Origin of the sequence: Streptomyces sp. R28, assembly GCF_041052385.1 — a bacterium.
Lineage (GTDB): Bacteria > Actinomycetota > Actinomycetes > Streptomycetales > Streptomycetaceae > Streptomyces.
The window spans coordinates 4,739,230-4,753,597 of sequence record NZ_CP163439.1; the positions used below are offsets into that span (position 1 = coordinate 4,739,230).

The following is a 14,368-nucleotide window of genomic DNA, read 5'->3' on the forward strand; positions in this document are numbered from 1 at the left end:
CGGCGTCTCACGCACCGCGCAGACCAGGCACACCAGCCTCCGCATCCTCGTGCACCCCATTTGCAGTCGGCCGAATCGCGCCCCGATCACGCCTCGGTAAGCTGACGACATGACAGGACAAGTGCGTACCGTCGACGGCCGCGTGGCCGGCCGGCGTGGGCAGGCGACCCGGCAGAAGCTGCTCGACTGCCTCAGCGAGATGCTCAGCTCCTCCCCCTACCGGGACGTCAAAGTCATCGATGTCGCCCGGAAGGCGGGCACTTCACCCGCGACCTTCTACCAGTACTTCCCGGACGTCGAGGGCGCCGTCCTGGAGATCGCCGAGCAAATGGCGGCCGAGGGAGCCGGGTTGACCGAGCTCGTGGAGGGCCGCAGCTGGGTCGGCAAGGCCGGCTGGCAGACGGCCCAGGAACTCGTCGACGGATTCCTGGAGTTCTGGCGGAAGAACGACGCGATCCTCCGCGTGGTCGACCTCGGCGCGTCCGAGGGCGACAAACGCTTCTACAAGATCCGCATGAAGATCCTGAACTCCGTCAACAACTCCCTGTCGGAAGCGGTCACTCAGCTGCAGGCCAAGGGCAAGGTCGACAAGGACGTCAACCCGGCCGCGGTCGCGGGTTCGATCGTCGCGATGCTCGCGGCGGTGGCCTCGCACCAGAAGGGCTTCCAGACGTGGGGTGTCAAGCAGGCTGAACTCAAGCCGAACCTCGCCCTGTTGGTCCACCTGGGCGTGACCGGCAAGAAGCCGACGAAGTAACGCCGGGCGCCCGACGCTCCTTTTCCCGACCCCAAGTCCTGTCTCGCGGGCGGTGGTTCACACAGGTGAACCGCCGCCCGCTGCGCCTTCCAGCGTCCTGCGTCTTCGTCCTGCGTCCTGCGTCCTGCGTCCTGCGTCCTGCGTCAGGCCGGCAACGGCCGGTCCCTCACCACGTGCTTCATCACCAGCGTCGACGTCAGCCGCTGCACCCCCGGCAGCGTCGCCAGCCGCTCGTCGTACAGCCGCTGGTAGGCGGCGAGGTCGGCGGCGACGATGCGCAGCAGATAGTCCGGCTCCCCGAACAGCCGCTGCGCCTCCAGCACCTCCTCCACCTCGCCGATGGCCCGCTCGAACTCGGCGACGGTGGCCCGGTCCTCCTGGCGCATGGAGACGAAGACCAGCGCCTCGAAGTTCAGCCCGACGGCGGCCGGGTCAACGACGGCCCGGTAGCCGCTGATGGCGCCGGCCCGCTCCAGCTCCCGCAGCCGCCGGTGGCACGGCGAGACGCTGAGCCGCACCCGAGCGGCCAGCTCGGTCACGGTCAGCCGCCCGTCCTGCTGAAGCTCGGCAAGAATCTTTCTATCCACGTCGTCCATGAGGCAGATCTTCCCTCATAACCGCTGGTCACGGGAAAACTTCGACAACACTTTCGGGCCATTCCCACCTAATGTCGCCACCATGGACTCCGGACTGCTCATTTCCTTCCTCGCCATCGACCTGCTGCTCGTCTGCGTACCGGGCGCCGACTGGGCGTACGCGATCTCCGCCGGGCTGCGCGAGCGCTCGCCGGTGACGGCGGTGACCGGCCTGGTCGCCGGGTACGCGCTGCACACGGTCCTCGCGGTGGCGGGCCTGGCGGTGCTGGTGGCGAGCGAGCCGGGGCTGCTGACCGCGCTGACGGTCGCCGGGGCCGCGTATCTGGTGTGGCTGGGCTGGAGCGTGCTGCGCCGGCCGGGCACGCCGGGGGCGGCCGAGGAGACCGTGGCCACGAACCCGGCCCGGGCCTTTCTGCGCGGTGCCACGATCAGCGGCCTGAACCCCAAGGGCCTGCTGCTCTACCTGTCCGTGCTGCCGCAGTTCCTGGTGACCAGGGGCGACCACTTGCCGGTCCCCGCCCAGACCGCCGTACTCGGCCTGCTCCACATGGCGTGCTGCGCCGCCGTCTATCTGACGGTGGGCCTCGCGGCCCGCGCGGTCCTCGGCGCCCGACCGGCGGCGGCGCGGGCGGTCACCCGCACGTCCGGGGCGGCGATGCTGGGCATCGGCGCGTTCCTCCTCGTCCAGCGCCTGGCGACGCTATGACCTGCGGACGATCCTGAAGAGCCGGATCTCCCGCTCCACCCGCGCCTGATACGTCGCGTACGGCGGCCAGAACGCCAGCACCGCCTTCCAGGCGGCGGCCCGCTCCTCGCCCTCCAGCAGCCGGGCCGTGACGGGGATGTCCCGGCCCTTCCAGCTGACCTCGGCGTCCGGACGGGCCAGCAGGTTCGCGGTCCAGGCGGGGTGGCCGGCGCGGCCGAAGTTGGAGCCGACGAGGATCCAGCTGCGGCCGCCCTCCTCGGGCATGCAGGCGAGCGGCGTACGGCGGGAGAGCCCACTGCGCGCGCCGGTCGCGGTGAGGATCACGCCCGGCAGCATCTGGGCGCTGAGCAGCACTCTCCCGCGGGTGAGCCGGTGGACGGCCCGGTCGAGCGCGGGGATCAGATGGGGGGCGACCTTGGCGAAGCCCCGCGTCGAGGACACCTTCTGCACCACGCGCACGCCGATCACACCGCCACCTCCCGCGCTTCGGAGGTCCAAAAGAGCCGCGCCGCCTCGGCGGCGTGCGCCCGCAGCCGGTGCACCGGCCCGAAGAGCAGCTCGTCGCCCGCGGCCCGCTTGAAGTACAGGTGGGCCTCGTGCTCCCAGGTGAAACCGATGCCGCCGTGCAGCTGGATGCCTTCGGCGGAGGCGGTGCGGAGCGCTTCCAGCGACTGTGCGAGGGCGAGGCGCGCCTCTGGGGGTGCCGCGATGTGTTGTCGGGCGTCTGCGGGTGCGTCGTGGCTGGTCGCGCGGTTCCCCGCGCCCCTTGGGGGCGTTGCAGCCCAGGCTGTGTAATAGGCCGCCGACCGCGCCGCCTGCACCGCCACGTACACGTCCGCCAGCCGGTGCTTCACCGCCTGGAAGGATCCGATCGCCCGCCCGAACTGCTCCCGCTGCCCTACGTACTCCACGGTCCGCTCCAGCACCCGGTCGGCGGCCCCCACGGCCTCGCAGGCGAGGACGGCGGCGACCGTGTCCCCCGCCCCGGCGAGGGCACCCAGCGCATCCGCGCCCTCCTCCCCCAGCAACTCGGCCGCCACGTCCCGCAGTTGCACCCGCCCCTGCGGCCGCGTGGCGTCCAGCGCGGTCTGCCGCGCCCGTACGACCCCGGCGGCGTCCCCCGGCACCAGGAACAGCAGCGTCCGCGACCGGGCGAACCCCCCGGCGTGCGCGGCGACCACGAGGAGCCCCGCGCTGTGCCCGTCCAGCACCTGGTCGACCTGCCCGTACAGCCGCCAGCCGCCCTCCGCCCGCCGCGCCTGCACGCCCCCGGCCCGCCCACCACCGGCCCAGTCGCCGTCGCCCGTGCCCGTGAGCCCGAGGGCGGTGGCGAGGGCGGTGCCGGGTACGGCGAGGGCGGCGGTGAGCGTGCCGGCGGCGATGCGGGGCAGCAGGTCGGCGCGCTGGGCCTCGGTCCCGAAGGCGGTGATCAGCGGTGCGGCGAGGACGGCGGTGGCCAGCAGCGGGGAGGGTGCCAGCGCCCGGCCCGTCTCCTCGCCGGCCAGGGCGAGTTCGGTCGCCGAGCAGCCGACACCGCCGTACGCCTCGGGAAGGGCGAGCCCGGGCAGGCCGAGCTGTTCGGCGAGGGCCGTCCACAGGGCGGGGTCGTGTCCGGCGGGGGTTTCGAGGGCCGCGCGCAGCTCCCGGGGGCCGCAGCGGCTGTGGAGCAGCTCGCGGAGGGTGCGGCGGATCTCGTCCTGCTCGGGGGTGAAGCTGGCGTCCATGGCTCTTCCCTCCGTATCTGACGGGCCGTCATATTAGGAGGGCCGAAACGAGATGCACAGAGGTTGGAGGCCTCGCATGACTCCCGGGAGCCGGAAAGTCGCCGTCGTCGGCGTGTCCCTCGCCGACTGCGGCCGCGTGGACGACGCGACCCCGTTCGCCCTGCACGCCCAGGCGGCCCGCCGCGCCCTGGCCGACGCGGGGCTCGGCCGGGAGGTGGTGGACGGCTTCGCGTCCGCCGGGCTCGGCACCCTCGCCCCCGTCGAGGTGGCCGAGTACCTGGGCCTGCGCCCCACCTGGGTCGACTCCACCTCCGTCGGCGGCTCGACCTGGGAGGTCATGGCGGCCCATGCGGCGGACGCGATAGCCATGGGGCACGCCGACGCCGTCCTCCTGGTCTACGGCTCCACGGCCCGCGCGGACATCAAGGCGGGTCGGCGGACGGGGAACCTGTCCTTCGGCGCCCGGGGCCCGCTGCAGTTCGAGGTGCCCTACGGCCACACGCTCATCGCCAAGTACGCCATGGCCGCCCGCCGCCACATGATCGAACACGGCACGACGATCGAGCAGTTGGCGCAGGTGGCGGTCCAGGCGAGGGCGAACGCCGCCCTGAACCCCGAGGCCATGTTCCGCGCCCCGATCACGGTCGACGACGTCCTGTCCGGCCGGGTGATCGCGGACCCCTTCACCAAGCTGCACTGCTGCATCCGCTCCGACGGCGGGGCGGCGGTGCTGCTGGCCGCCGAGGAGTTCGTACGGGACTGCCGTGCGGCACCCGTGTGGATCCTCGGCGCCGGGGAGCACGTCTCGCACGCCGCGATGTCCGAGTGGCCCGACTTCACGACCGGCCCGGCGGCGGTGAGCGGGCGGCTCGCCTTCGAGCGGGCCGGGGTGCGGCCACAGGAGATCGACTTCGCCGAGATCTACGACGCCTTCACCTACATGACCCTGGTGACCCTGGAGGACCTCGGCTTCTGCGCGAAGGGCGAGGGCGGGGCGTTCGTGGAGAAAGGCCGGCTGTTGGTGCGGGGCGGGGAACTGCCGGTCAACACGGACGGGGGCGGGCTGTCGGCCCAGCATCCCGGGATGCGGGGGCTGTTCCTTCTGGTGGAGGCGGTACGGCAGTTGCGGGGGGAGGGCGGGGAGCGTCAGGTGTGGCAGCGGGGGCGGGTCGGGGAGTTGCCGCGGCTGGGGGTGGCTTCGGGGACCGGGGGGTGGTTCTGCTCGTCGGGGACGGTGGTGCTGGGGCGGGACTGACGGGGTTCGCAAGTGGCCGTTCGAGCACCCGTGAACCTCAACCCTCCTGGGTTGGAATCCCCCTCTTTTAAGAGGGGGAGGATGTCAAATGCGTCCCGAACGCTGGGTGTCGTCCGACCTCGGGCAGGTCTGAGCCCGCGCCGCACGTGACAATCGGGGCATGGACCGTCACGAGCTGGATCAACATGAGCAGGATCCTCATGAGCCGGATCTCCATGAGCAGGATCCTCATGAGCCGGATCTCCATGAGCTGCTGAGGTCGCTTCGGGTGTGGGACGTCGACCTGCCCGCCTTCGACCCCGCCACGGCGCCCGCGGAACCCCTCGCCCTCTTCACGGCGTGGTTCGCGCAGGCAGTCGCGGCGGGGCAGGTGGAGCCCCACACGATGTCCCTCGCCACGACGGACGAGGAGGGCCTGCCGGACGTACGGACGGTGATGCTGCACGGCGCCGACGCGTCCGGCTGGTCCTTCGCGACGCACATCGACAGCGGCAAGGGCCGTCAGCTCACCGCCCGCCCGTACGCGGCCCTCGGCTTCTACTGGCCCGCCCAGGGCCGCCAGGTGCGCCTGCGGGGGCCGGTGACGAACGCCCCGTCCGCCGAGTCCCAGGCCGACCTGCACGCCCGCTCGACCGGCGCCCTGGCGGCTGCCCTGACCGGCCGCCAGAGCCAAGTCCTCGGCTCGCTGGAGGAGTTGGCGCGCACCTCGGAAGCGGCCTGGGAGCGGGCCCGGCGCGAGCCCGACGCTGCGGTGCCCACCTGGACGCTGTACCACCTGCGCCCGCAGACGGTGGAGTTCTTCCAGGGGGACGCCCGGCGGCGGCATGTGCGGCTCAACTACCGCCGTACCGAGGAAGGCTGGGCCAAGGAGCTGCTCTGGCCCTGAGGGCCTTTCGTCTCTCAGTAGGTGCGGATCCCCCGGAAGTCGTACGCCGTGAAGTCGGCCACCGCCCGGTACCCGATGCGCTGGTAGAGGCTGTTGCTCGTCCGGTTGGCCAGGTCCGTGAAGAGCAGCACCTCGCGCACCCCGGAGGCGAGCACGGATCGGCTGACCTGTGCGGTGACCGCGCCCGCGTAGCCGCGTCCGCGCAGATGGGCCGGGGTGTAGACGGGGGCGACCCGGACCTGCCCGGCGACCACCGGGGTCACGCCGGCCATGGCGAGGGGGGTGCCGTCCTCGCCCTCCCAGAGGGTGACGCCTCCGTAGGAGATCCGCGAGTCGGCCCATGCGGCGGCGTCACGGGCGGCGTGGTCGCCGACGGCGTTGACGAACTCGCGGTACCAGCACGTCAGTTGCTCCCGGTCCGCCTTGCCCGCGACCCGCGCCCGGCCCGCCGGGAGGGGGTGCGGGGCGGTCAGGTTGCCGAGCCGGTACAGGCGTTGGCGCTGGCTGACCGCACCCTTGGCGCCCGTCTGCCGGCGCCAGGCCGCGACGAAGGCCTCGGCGGTCTCGTGGGCCGCGATGACGCCGGGGACCGGGTGGCCGAGGGCGACCAGGTGGGCGGCTAGGGACTCGGCCTCGTCGGGGGCGAGAGGGGTGACGTTCAGCCGGAAGGGCGGGGTGCGGAAGTAGGCGGCGCGCACCTGCCCGCCCAGCTCCAGCACGCCGAAGACGGGCGCCTCGTCGCCGTAGGCACGCAACCCGCCCCTGCGCAGCGTCTCGGTCACCGTCAGGGCGACGGTGTGCAGATCGGGGCGTGAGCGCAGGAAGCCACCGGCGTGGGAGAGGAAACCGGTGAGGTCCTGGGTGCAGTACCAGTCGTCCGGGCGCATACCTCATGATCCCGCGCCCGGGCGGCGGTTGTGCACCCTTTTCCGCCGTGGACACGAAGCCGACACAAGACGCCACTCCCAGGCGGGGGTCGGCGGGCCCCGGGTTCACGGTCCCGTGGGCCTACAGGTTGACGTCCGGCTCCGGATCCGTCGCCAGCCGGGCGTGCAGATGCATGTCCCGGTACGCGTCGTGCCGCCCCGCCTCCCACATCCCGCCCCGCAGGGTCCCCTCAAGGCGGAAACCGCACAGCTCGGCGATGTGACAGGAGGCGTCGTGGCCGACGGCGTGGCCGAGTTCGAGGCGGGGCAGCCCCAGTTCGGTGAGGGCCCAGCGGGCGGTGAGGGCGAGCGCGTGGGTGGCGACGCGGCGGCCGCGGGCCTCGGGCAGGACCCAGTAGCCGACGCGGGCGGTGTTCATGACCCGGTTGATGACGTTGACGCCGATGTGTCCGAGGGGTGCGCCGGTCGCCGCGTCGGTGACGCAGTACGACGCCGCCGCGCCCTGCGCCGTGTTCCGTGCCGTGGCGCGCAGGGATTCCCGGGCGCTGTCGAGGTCCGTGGCGATCTTCAGCGGGGTGTTCCAGCGCCGGAGCTCCGGGTCGGCGCGCCCCCGGAACCACACGTCGACGTCGACGTCGGAGTCCGCGTCCCAGGGACGCAGGCGAAGGCCGTGGCCGTGCAGGTCGGGGAGGGGGTGGGCGGGGGGTCGTATGCCGGCGTCGGGGTGAGTCATGCGGCCATTCAAACCGTTCCTAAAGACTGAGCGGGAGTGAGTCCTGTTGCCAGGACTCATGCTCAGCCGTGTGCCCCGAACGGTGTTGGGCACGCTGGTTACCCGCTTTCGCTCCGCGTCCGGCGGGCACGGATCGTGTCCGTGGTCCGGGGATGCGGGGGCGGGGTTCCTCACGTCCCGGGGTGCCCGGTCGGGCCTGGACGGTCCGATGCCCCACGCGATCGCTCTGGTCGTGTGGGGGCGGTGCCGTCCGTCGCCTGATCGGGTGTCCCAGGGCGCGCCTGCCGATCGCCACGGCGGCTGCGTCGTGGCGAGTGATCTTCCTGTTCTTGGTGGTGAGGGGTTTCTGCCAGTGCTGGGTGCCCCAGCGGCTGGTGCAGGCGGGGTCGACGGCGACGATGGTGATGCCGAGTTCCGCTGCCATCGACACCAGCCGGGCCCGCAGCCTGGACACGGGCATACCGGAGACGAGGTTGCGGAACTTCTTACGCCGACCGTGCTTCTCGCGGGTCTTCTCCGCCTGGAAGTCGAGGTCTTCGATCGCGATCGTGAGGCTGTGGCGCCTCGCCCAGTGCAGCAGGCGAATCAGCGCGTGCCGGACCTGGGCGTCCCGGTGGGCGGCGGTGCCGGACAGGTCGTAGCCGAACCGGGCCGGTTCGCCGACGGGGTTGCCGTGTGCGTCCAGGCGCCAGGCGGCCAGGTGGTCGGCGTTGGTGTCGACGCCGACCAGCCCGCCTGTGCGGGCCGTGGCCAGGGGCACGGTCTTGACCGGAGGAATGGTCCACGATGCGGTCAGATACCAGCGGCCGCGTGTGGTGTCTTCGTGTATGCGGTAGGCCACGGCCCGGTTCGCCTGGACGCGGTCGGCCCACTGCTCGCCCCGGTGCGCGAACGCCACCTTCGAGGCGAGGACATACCGGCCGTGCGGGGCGTTGGCCAGATGCGCGAGCGGCGCGGGGAGCTTGATGGAGACCTCGCCGCCGGGGGTGACGCGGATGGTCTCGTTACCGAACCGCTTCCCGCTCTCGCCGTCGGCCTCAAGGAACCGGCGCCCGGCCTGCCACCGCGTGCGCCACTGCTCCTCGGTGAGCTGCGCCTGCTCCAGGTGGTGGCGGGTGTTCAGCAGCCGCTTCCCGCCCCGCACCAAGTGCACGCGCCCGGCCTCCCAGTCCGCGCGCCGTCTGGAGCCGGTCTTCGAACACGTGCAGGCGGCGGGTCTTGGCATGCCACTGCTGCCTGCTTGCGTAGCCGCCCGGAGCCCGCTTGCCGCCCTTCTCCGCGACCGGGAGGGACAGCCGGTGCGCGATCGTGCCAGCAGTTCACAACCCCCTCGGTCACCTCACAGGGCGGAACACCGGCACCCCGTCACGGAAGGCGACCTCCAGGTCCATCCCCGCCCGCAACCGCCCGGCGTCCGCGCACCCGACGACCTCGGTCATCATCCGCGGCCCCTCGGCGAGATCGACGACCGCGGCGACGTACGGCGTCCGCTCCCCGAAGGGCGGCAGGTCGTTGCGGTGCACGACGGACCAGGTGTAGAGGGTGGCCCGGCCGCTCGCGGGCCGCCATGTCACGTCCTCGCTCCAGCAGTGGGGGCAGAACTCGCGGGGGTAGTGGTGGGCCCGGCCGCAGGTGCCGCACTGCCGGATGAGCAGTCGGCCTTCCTCCGCCGCGTCCCAGTACGCGCGCGTGAAGGCGTCGGCCTCCGGGACGTCGTAGCGCTGAGCGCCCATCAGAACAGCCCCAGCACGCTGTCCACCGACCACGACTGCCACGACATGCCGCCCAGCGCGACCAGCGAGATCAGCGCCATCATCGCGTTCTGCCCCTGCTCGGCCCAGTCGTGGATCATCAGGGCGAAGTAGAGGCCGTTGAGCAGCAGCCCGCCGACGAGGGCGATCGGGGTCAGGAACCCGAGGACGAGCCCGAGCCCGAGGGCCAGTTCCGCGTACAGCACGACGTACGCCATCGCGCGCGGCCGTGGCGTGACGACGAACTCGAAGCCGGAGCGTACGGCGTTCCAGCGGTGCTTGGCCGCCACATCCGCCGCCCACGCGATCCCGGACCCCTCGAACCAGCTCTTCTTGTCCTTGTGCCGCCAGCTCTCCAGCCACCACAGCCCGAGGCCTATGCGGAGCACGGCCAGCCATTGCGCACCTGTGAGCCAGATCGCGTCCATGGATCTGACGGTACGTCAGATAAGACGAGTCTGACAATCGCCTGTGCATCCGCGATGAGTCCAACAGAATCGCTTGCGTCGGTGACGGTCTCCGCCAACCTCGCCGCCGCCGCGAACGGGCTGAGCGACGAGGTCAGCCACCTCTACTACTGGGACGAGGGGCACGGCGCGAACTCGGACCCGGGCGACTTCATCACGTGGATCGCCAAGATCAGCGGCTACGAGGGGAAGCGGACCAAGTAATCCCCTGTGACCGAGTAGCCCCCTGTGATCGAGCAGTACCCCTGTGACCGAGTAGCCCCTCAAGACGCGGTGCCGGTTTCCCGTCATAACTCCGGCCACCGCCCGCACGACGCCGGGCCCGACCCATGTCAGGGCCCGGCGTCGTGCCTTTCGCCGGAGTTCCCTGTGCCCCGCGCCCTATGCCCGCCGCGGCCGTCTATTGCCCTACCCGGCCGTCGACGCATTCGCGCAGCAGATCGGCGTGCCCGCAGTGGCGGGCGTACTCCTCGATCCGGTGAACCCACAGCTCCCGCACGGAGTTGCCGTCCTGGACCACGCGCGCGCCCAGATCCGCAAAGGCGGCCAACGCCGCGTCGGTCGCCGCCTGTTCGCGAGCGAGATCGGCGAACGCGCCCTCGACCAGTGCCTGCTCGGCTGCGGCTCCCTCGAAGTCACCCCCCGCTCCGTACAGCTTCGGCGCCGGGTCTCCCGGGACGATCCAATTGCGCCAGTCCCGCTCCACCTCGGCGAGATGGCGTACCAGACCCAGCAGGGACATCGTCGACGGCGGGACCGACCGGCGCGCCAACTGCTCCGGGTCCAACCCCTCGCACTTCATCAGCAGGGTCAGCCGGTAGTTGTTCAGGAAGTCCCGCAGCGTCGCCGACTCGCCGTCCGGGCTGACGCCGTCACTGGTGCGGGGGTCCTCGTCGGGGTCCACCCACATGTCGGGGTAGACACTGGCCTGGCTCCATCGCTCGGGCTCGTCGCTCACCCTGTTCACGATGGCGAGCGGCGACCCGACGGGCAAGCGGGTTTCCAGGCGTGCGGGCGTCAGCTCCGCGTCGCAGCGGTCAGCGATCCGAACCCGGCTCGGCAGTGCCGCCCGAGGTCGCTTCGGGTTTCGCGTAGAGGACGTCGCGGGCCTGCTCCGCGGCGCGGGTCATGCTCTCGGCGACGAAGTCGATGAAGCGGGCGATGTTCTCGAGGCGGGTGGCGGCCGGGGTGTCGGGACCGAGGACGCCGACGCCCTGCCGTGCGGTCTCGGCGAGCTGGGCGGTGGACCGGGCGCTGGCGATCATCCCCTGATACCAGACGTCGTTGTCGACGACGTAGCGCTCGCGGCGGCCTTCGTCGCGTTCCCGGCGGATGAGGCCCTGGCCTTCGAGGAACGTGACCGATTTGGAGATGGACGCCGGGGTGACCTGGAGCCGCTGGACGAGTTCGGACGCGGTGAGGCTGCCCGCGTCGGTGGTGTAGAGGCAGGTCAGCACCCGGGACATCATCTTGGGCAGGCCCTGTTGCATGAGGAGCGTGGTCCACGCCTCCTCGTACTCGCGTACGGCCTCCGCGTCGCGCCCATGGGCCTGCACGGGCGCCTGCGACCCTCGGGGCGCGGCCTGCCTGCGCCGGTGGGCACGGTGTTCGGTGGCGCGGTGGGCCAGGTCGGCGCGGTAGGCGGTGGGCCCGCCGTTGCGCATGACCTCGCGCGTGATGGTCGAGGTCGGACGGTCGAGGCGCCTGGCGATCTCCGCGTAGGCGAGGCCGTCGGCCAGCCCCAGCGCGATCTGCTGACGTTCCTGCTGAGTGAGCCTGCCTCCCGGCACCGCGGTCTCCCTTCGCACTTCCTTGAGGCCTCCAGGATAGCGTTCACTCCCCATCCATTGCAACGAGCGGATGCCTGACGTTGCGTTAAATATAGAACTGTTGCAACGATTTATGCACTCTGACCTGCATTTACATCAATCAAGCGCAACGACTCTGTTGCCGTATCCATGAACGCAACGTAGCTTTTCCAGCGTTGGAAACCACACCGAGCACAGGAGAGCACGATGCAGAAGTTCGAAACCCCCGCCCCCGTCTCCGCCGTCCTCGACATCCCCGCGGGCCGCATCCAGTTCATCGCCGCCGACCGGGCCGACACCACGGTCGAGGTCCGGCCCGTGGACGCCTCGAAGGGGCGCGACGTGAAGGCCGCGGAGCAGATCGAGGTCGTGTACGGCGACGGCGTCCTGCGGGTCGAGGCCCCGGCGGCGAAGAACCGGATCCTCGGCGCTTTCGGTTCCGTCGAGGTCACGGTCCAGCTGCCGGCCGGGTCCCGCGTCGAGGCGAAGGCGGCCGCCGCCGAACTCCGCGTCGTCGGACGCCTCGGGGACATCGACTTCGAGGGCGCCCACGGCGCGGTCAGGATCGACGAGGCCGCAAGCGTTCGCCTCACCGCCACCGGTGATGTCTCGGTCGGCCGCCTGGGCGGCCCCGCGGAGATCAGCACCCAACAGGGCGCCATCCACATCGCCGAGGCGGTGCACGGCACCGTGGTCCTCACCACCCAGATGGGCGACCTGTCCATCGGCGCCGCCCGGGGAGTGTCCGCCTCCCTGGACGCCGGCACCAGCTACGGCCGCATCAACAACTCGCTCAAGAACACCGACGGCGCCGCCGCCGGCCTGAACATCCGGGCGACCACCGCCCACGGCGACATCACCGCCCGCAGCCTGTAAAAACCCGCAGCCGGTAACTAGGAGCACCCCTCATGACCAACCTGGCCATCGCGGCGAACGGGCTGCGCAAGTCCTACGGCGACAAGACCGTCCTCGCCGGCGTCGACCTGACCGTCCCGGAAGGAACGGTCTTCTCCCTGCTCGGCCCGAACGGGGCCGGCAAGACCACCGCCGTCAAGATCCTCTCCACTCTGATCTCAGCCGACCCGGGCACCGGCGACATCCACGTCGGCGGTCACCGCCTGGCCGCCGACCCGCAGGCGGTGCGCGCGGCGATCGGTGTCACCGGGCAGTTCTCCGCTGTGGACGGGCTGATCACCGGCGAGGAGAACATGCTCCTCATGGCCGACCTGCACCACCTCTCCAAGCGCGAGGGGCGGCGGGTCACCGCCGAACTGCTGGAGCGCTTCGACCTCGTGGAGGCAGCGCAAAAGCCCGCCTCCACCTACTCCGGCGGCATGAAACGCCGCCTCGACATCGCCATGACCCTGGTCGGCAACCCGCGGATCATCTTCCTCGACGAGCCGACCACCGGCCTCGACCCACGCTCCCGGCACACCATGTGGCAGATCATCCGCGCACTCGTCTCCGACGGCGTCACCGTCTTCCTCACCACCCAGTACCTGGAGGAGGCCGACGAACTCGCCGACCGCATCGCCGTGCTCAACGACGGCAAGATCGCCGCCGAGGGCACCGCCGAAGAACTGAAACGACTCGTCCCCGGCGGACACATCCACCTCCGCTTCACCGACCCGGCCGCGTACGAACGGGCGGCCGCCGCACTGCGCGAGACAACCCGCGACGACGAGCTGCTCGCCCTGCAGATACCCAGCGACGGAACCCAGCGCGAACTGCGCTCCCTCCTCGACCGGCTGGACGCCGCCGGCATCGAGGCCGACGAGCTGACCGTGCACACCCCCGACCTCGACGACGTCTTCTTCGCCCTGACCGGCACAGCCGCCATCCCCACCCAGTCCAAGGAGACCGACCGATGAGCGCCCCTCTGGCTCCCGCCCGCCCGACCCGGATTTCCCTCGCCGTACGCGACTCGACCACGATGCTGCGCCGCAACCTCCTGCACGCCCGGCGCTACCCGTCCCTCACCCTGAACCTGCTGCTCACGCCGGTCATGCTGCTCCTGCTCTTCGTCTACATCTTCGGCGACACCATGAGCGCGGGTATCGGCGGCGGGGGCGCCGACCGCTCGGAGTACGTCGCTTATCTCGTCCCGGGCCTGCTGCTGATGACCATCGGCAGCACCACGATCGGGACGGCGGTGTCCGTCTCCACCGACATGAGCGAGGGCATCATCGCCCGCTTCCGGACGATGGCGATCCACCGCGGTTCGGTGCTCGTCGGGCACGTCGTCGGCAGCGTGCTGCAGTCGATCGTCAGCGTGGTGCTCGTCGGCGCCGTCGGCGTGGCCATCGGCTTCCGCTCCACCGATGCCACCGTCCTGGAGTGGCTCGCGGCGTTCGGACTGCTCGTGCTCTTCGCCATGGCCCTCACCTGGATCGCGGTCGGCATGGGCCTGGTCAGCCCCAACGCCGAGGCCGCGAGCAACAACGCCATGCCCCTGATCTTCCTGCCGCTCATCTCCAGCACGTTCGTCCCGGTCGACGCGATGCCGGGCTGGTTCCAGCCGATCGCCGAGTACCAGCCCTTCACGCCCGCCATCGAGACCCTGCGCGGCCTGCTCCTCGGCACCGAGATCGGCAACAACGGATGGCTCGCCGTCGCCTGGTGCCTGGGCCTCGCGGTACTCGGCTACTTCTGGTCGGCCTCGAAGTTCAACGACGACCCGAAGTAACCGCCATGACGACGCGGGCCACCTCCCGCACCCCGACCCACCCCAGGGCGGCGTACACCGACACCCGTCGGAGTACGCCGCCCCGTTCGTGTGCGGGCGGCTCGACAATGTC

Annotated in this window: 17 protein-coding genes and 1 pseudogene; 8 read left to right on the forward strand and 10 right to left on the reverse strand. The window is 71.3% G+C overall.

From position 1 onward, the window contains the following. Positions 1-109: 109 nt before the first annotated feature. Positions 110-757 (forward strand): TetR family transcriptional regulator, encoded by a 648-nt coding sequence (locus tag AB5J49_RS20850; RefSeq protein WP_274240022.1) that lies wholly within the window; start codon positions 110-112, stop codon positions 755-757. 143 nt (positions 758-900) lie between these two features. On the opposite strand, the gene AB5J49_RS20855 is transcribed toward AB5J49_RS20850, so the two are convergent. Further along, complete coding sequence (locus tag AB5J49_RS20855; RefSeq protein WP_369170130.1) at positions 901-1,353, reverse strand: Lrp/AsnC family transcriptional regulator; 453 nt, start codon at positions 1,351-1,353, stop codon at positions 901-903. 82 nt (positions 1,354-1,435) lie between these two features. On the opposite strand from AB5J49_RS20855, the gene AB5J49_RS20860 reads away from it, so the two are divergent. Continuing rightward, positions 1,436-2,059 (forward strand): LysE family translocator, encoded by a 624-nt coding sequence (locus tag AB5J49_RS20860; protein WP_369170131.1) that lies wholly within the window; start codon positions 1,436-1,438, stop codon positions 2,057-2,059. On the opposite strand, the gene AB5J49_RS20865 is transcribed toward AB5J49_RS20860, so the two are convergent. Next, on the reverse strand, positions 2,054-2,527 hold the full coding sequence (locus tag AB5J49_RS20865) for a nitroreductase/quinone reductase family protein (protein WP_369170132.1): 474 nt from the start codon (positions 2,525-2,527) through the stop codon (positions 2,054-2,056). The two genes, AB5J49_RS20860 and AB5J49_RS20865, sit on opposite strands and share 6 nt — an antisense overlap. Further along, on the reverse strand, positions 2,524-3,783 hold the full coding sequence (locus AB5J49_RS20870) for an acyl-CoA dehydrogenase family protein (RefSeq protein ID WP_369170133.1): 1,260 nt from the start codon (positions 3,781-3,783) through the stop codon (positions 2,524-2,526). Before AB5J49_RS20870 ends, AB5J49_RS20865 begins: the two co-directional genes overlap by 4 nt. A gap of 76 nt (positions 3,784-3,859) precedes the next feature. Here AB5J49_RS20870 and AB5J49_RS20875 point away from each other — a divergent pair, with 76 nt between their 5' ends. Together AB5J49_RS20875 and AB5J49_RS20880 are read left to right on the forward strand one after the other, a co-directional pair. Continuing rightward, on the forward strand, positions 3,860-5,038 hold the full coding sequence (locus AB5J49_RS20875; protein ID WP_369170134.1) for an acetyl-CoA acetyltransferase: 1,179 nt from the start codon (positions 3,860-3,862) through the stop codon (positions 5,036-5,038). 160 nt (positions 5,039-5,198) lie between these two features. Continuing rightward, positions 5,199-5,924, forward strand: a complete 726-nt coding sequence (locus AB5J49_RS20880; protein WP_369170135.1) for a pyridoxal 5'-phosphate synthase — start codon at positions 5,199-5,201, stop codon at positions 5,922-5,924. Between the two features lie 14 nt (positions 5,925-5,938). Here AB5J49_RS20880 and AB5J49_RS20885 read toward each other — a convergent pair whose 3' ends face one another. From AB5J49_RS20885 to AB5J49_RS20905, 5 genes and pseudogenes are all read right to left on the reverse strand, one after another. Next, the gene (locus tag AB5J49_RS20885; protein ID WP_369170136.1) at positions 5,939-6,811 is read right to left on the reverse strand and encodes a GNAT family N-acetyltransferase; all 873 of its coding nucleotides are present in this window, start codon (positions 6,809-6,811) and stop codon (positions 5,939-5,941) included. 121 nt (positions 6,812-6,932) lie between these two features. After that, positions 6,933-7,544 (reverse strand): GNAT family N-acetyltransferase, encoded by a 612-nt coding sequence (locus AB5J49_RS20890; protein WP_369170137.1) that lies wholly within the window; start codon positions 7,542-7,544, stop codon positions 6,933-6,935. Between the two features lie 19 nt (positions 7,545-7,563). Continuing rightward, positions 7,564-8,854, reverse strand: a pseudogene (locus AB5J49_RS20895) (IS200/IS605 family accessory protein TnpB-related protein); the annotation flags it as partial. A 24-nt stretch (positions 8,855-8,878) separates the two neighbouring features. Next, positions 8,879-9,277, reverse strand: a complete 399-nt coding sequence (locus AB5J49_RS20900) for a Zn-ribbon domain-containing OB-fold protein (protein ID WP_369170138.1) — start codon at positions 9,275-9,277, stop codon at positions 8,879-8,881. Next, complete coding sequence (locus AB5J49_RS20905; protein ID WP_369170139.1) at positions 9,277-9,723, reverse strand: DoxX family protein; 447 nt, start codon at positions 9,721-9,723, stop codon at positions 9,277-9,279. Before AB5J49_RS20905 ends, AB5J49_RS20900 begins: the two co-directional genes overlap by 1 nt. Positions 9,724-9,777: 54 nt before the next feature. On the opposite strand from AB5J49_RS20905, the gene AB5J49_RS20910 reads away from it, so the two are divergent. Beyond that, positions 9,778-9,966: a hypothetical protein gene (locus AB5J49_RS20910; RefSeq protein ID WP_369170140.1), complete on the forward strand. Its 189-nt coding sequence runs from the start codon at positions 9,778-9,780 to the stop codon at positions 9,964-9,966. 196 nt (positions 9,967-10,162) lie between these two features. On the opposite strand, the gene AB5J49_RS20915 is transcribed toward AB5J49_RS20910, so the two are convergent. Together AB5J49_RS20915 and AB5J49_RS20920 are read right to left on the reverse strand one after the other, a co-directional pair. Then, positions 10,163-10,720, reverse strand: a complete 558-nt coding sequence (locus AB5J49_RS20915) for a DinB family protein (RefSeq protein ID WP_369170141.1) — start codon at positions 10,718-10,720, stop codon at positions 10,163-10,165. A 79-nt stretch (positions 10,721-10,799) separates the two neighbouring features. Further along, positions 10,800-11,552 (reverse strand): helix-turn-helix domain-containing protein, encoded by a 753-nt coding sequence (locus AB5J49_RS20920; RefSeq protein WP_369170142.1) that lies wholly within the window; start codon positions 11,550-11,552, stop codon positions 10,800-10,802. 225 nt (positions 11,553-11,777) lie between these two features. On the opposite strand from AB5J49_RS20920, the gene AB5J49_RS20925 reads away from it, so the two are divergent. Genes AB5J49_RS20925 through AB5J49_RS20935 form a run of 3 tightly spaced genes read left to right on the forward strand, consistent with a single transcriptional unit; the run spans position 11,778 to position 14,256 of the window. Continuing rightward, positions 11,778-12,446: a DUF4097 family beta strand repeat-containing protein gene (locus AB5J49_RS20925; RefSeq protein ID WP_369170143.1), complete on the forward strand. Its 669-nt coding sequence runs from the start codon at positions 11,778-11,780 to the stop codon at positions 12,444-12,446. Between the two features lie 32 nt (positions 12,447-12,478). Continuing rightward, the gene (locus AB5J49_RS20930; RefSeq protein WP_369170144.1) at positions 12,479-13,441 is read left to right on the forward strand and encodes an ATP-binding cassette domain-containing protein; all 963 of its coding nucleotides are present in this window, start codon (positions 12,479-12,481) and stop codon (positions 13,439-13,441) included. Further along, positions 13,438-14,256: an ABC transporter permease gene (locus AB5J49_RS20935; protein ID WP_369170145.1), complete on the forward strand. Its 819-nt coding sequence runs from the start codon at positions 13,438-13,440 to the stop codon at positions 14,254-14,256. The genes AB5J49_RS20930 and AB5J49_RS20935 overlap by 4 nt, the downstream gene beginning before the upstream one ends. Positions 14,257-14,368 lie beyond the last annotated feature (112 nt).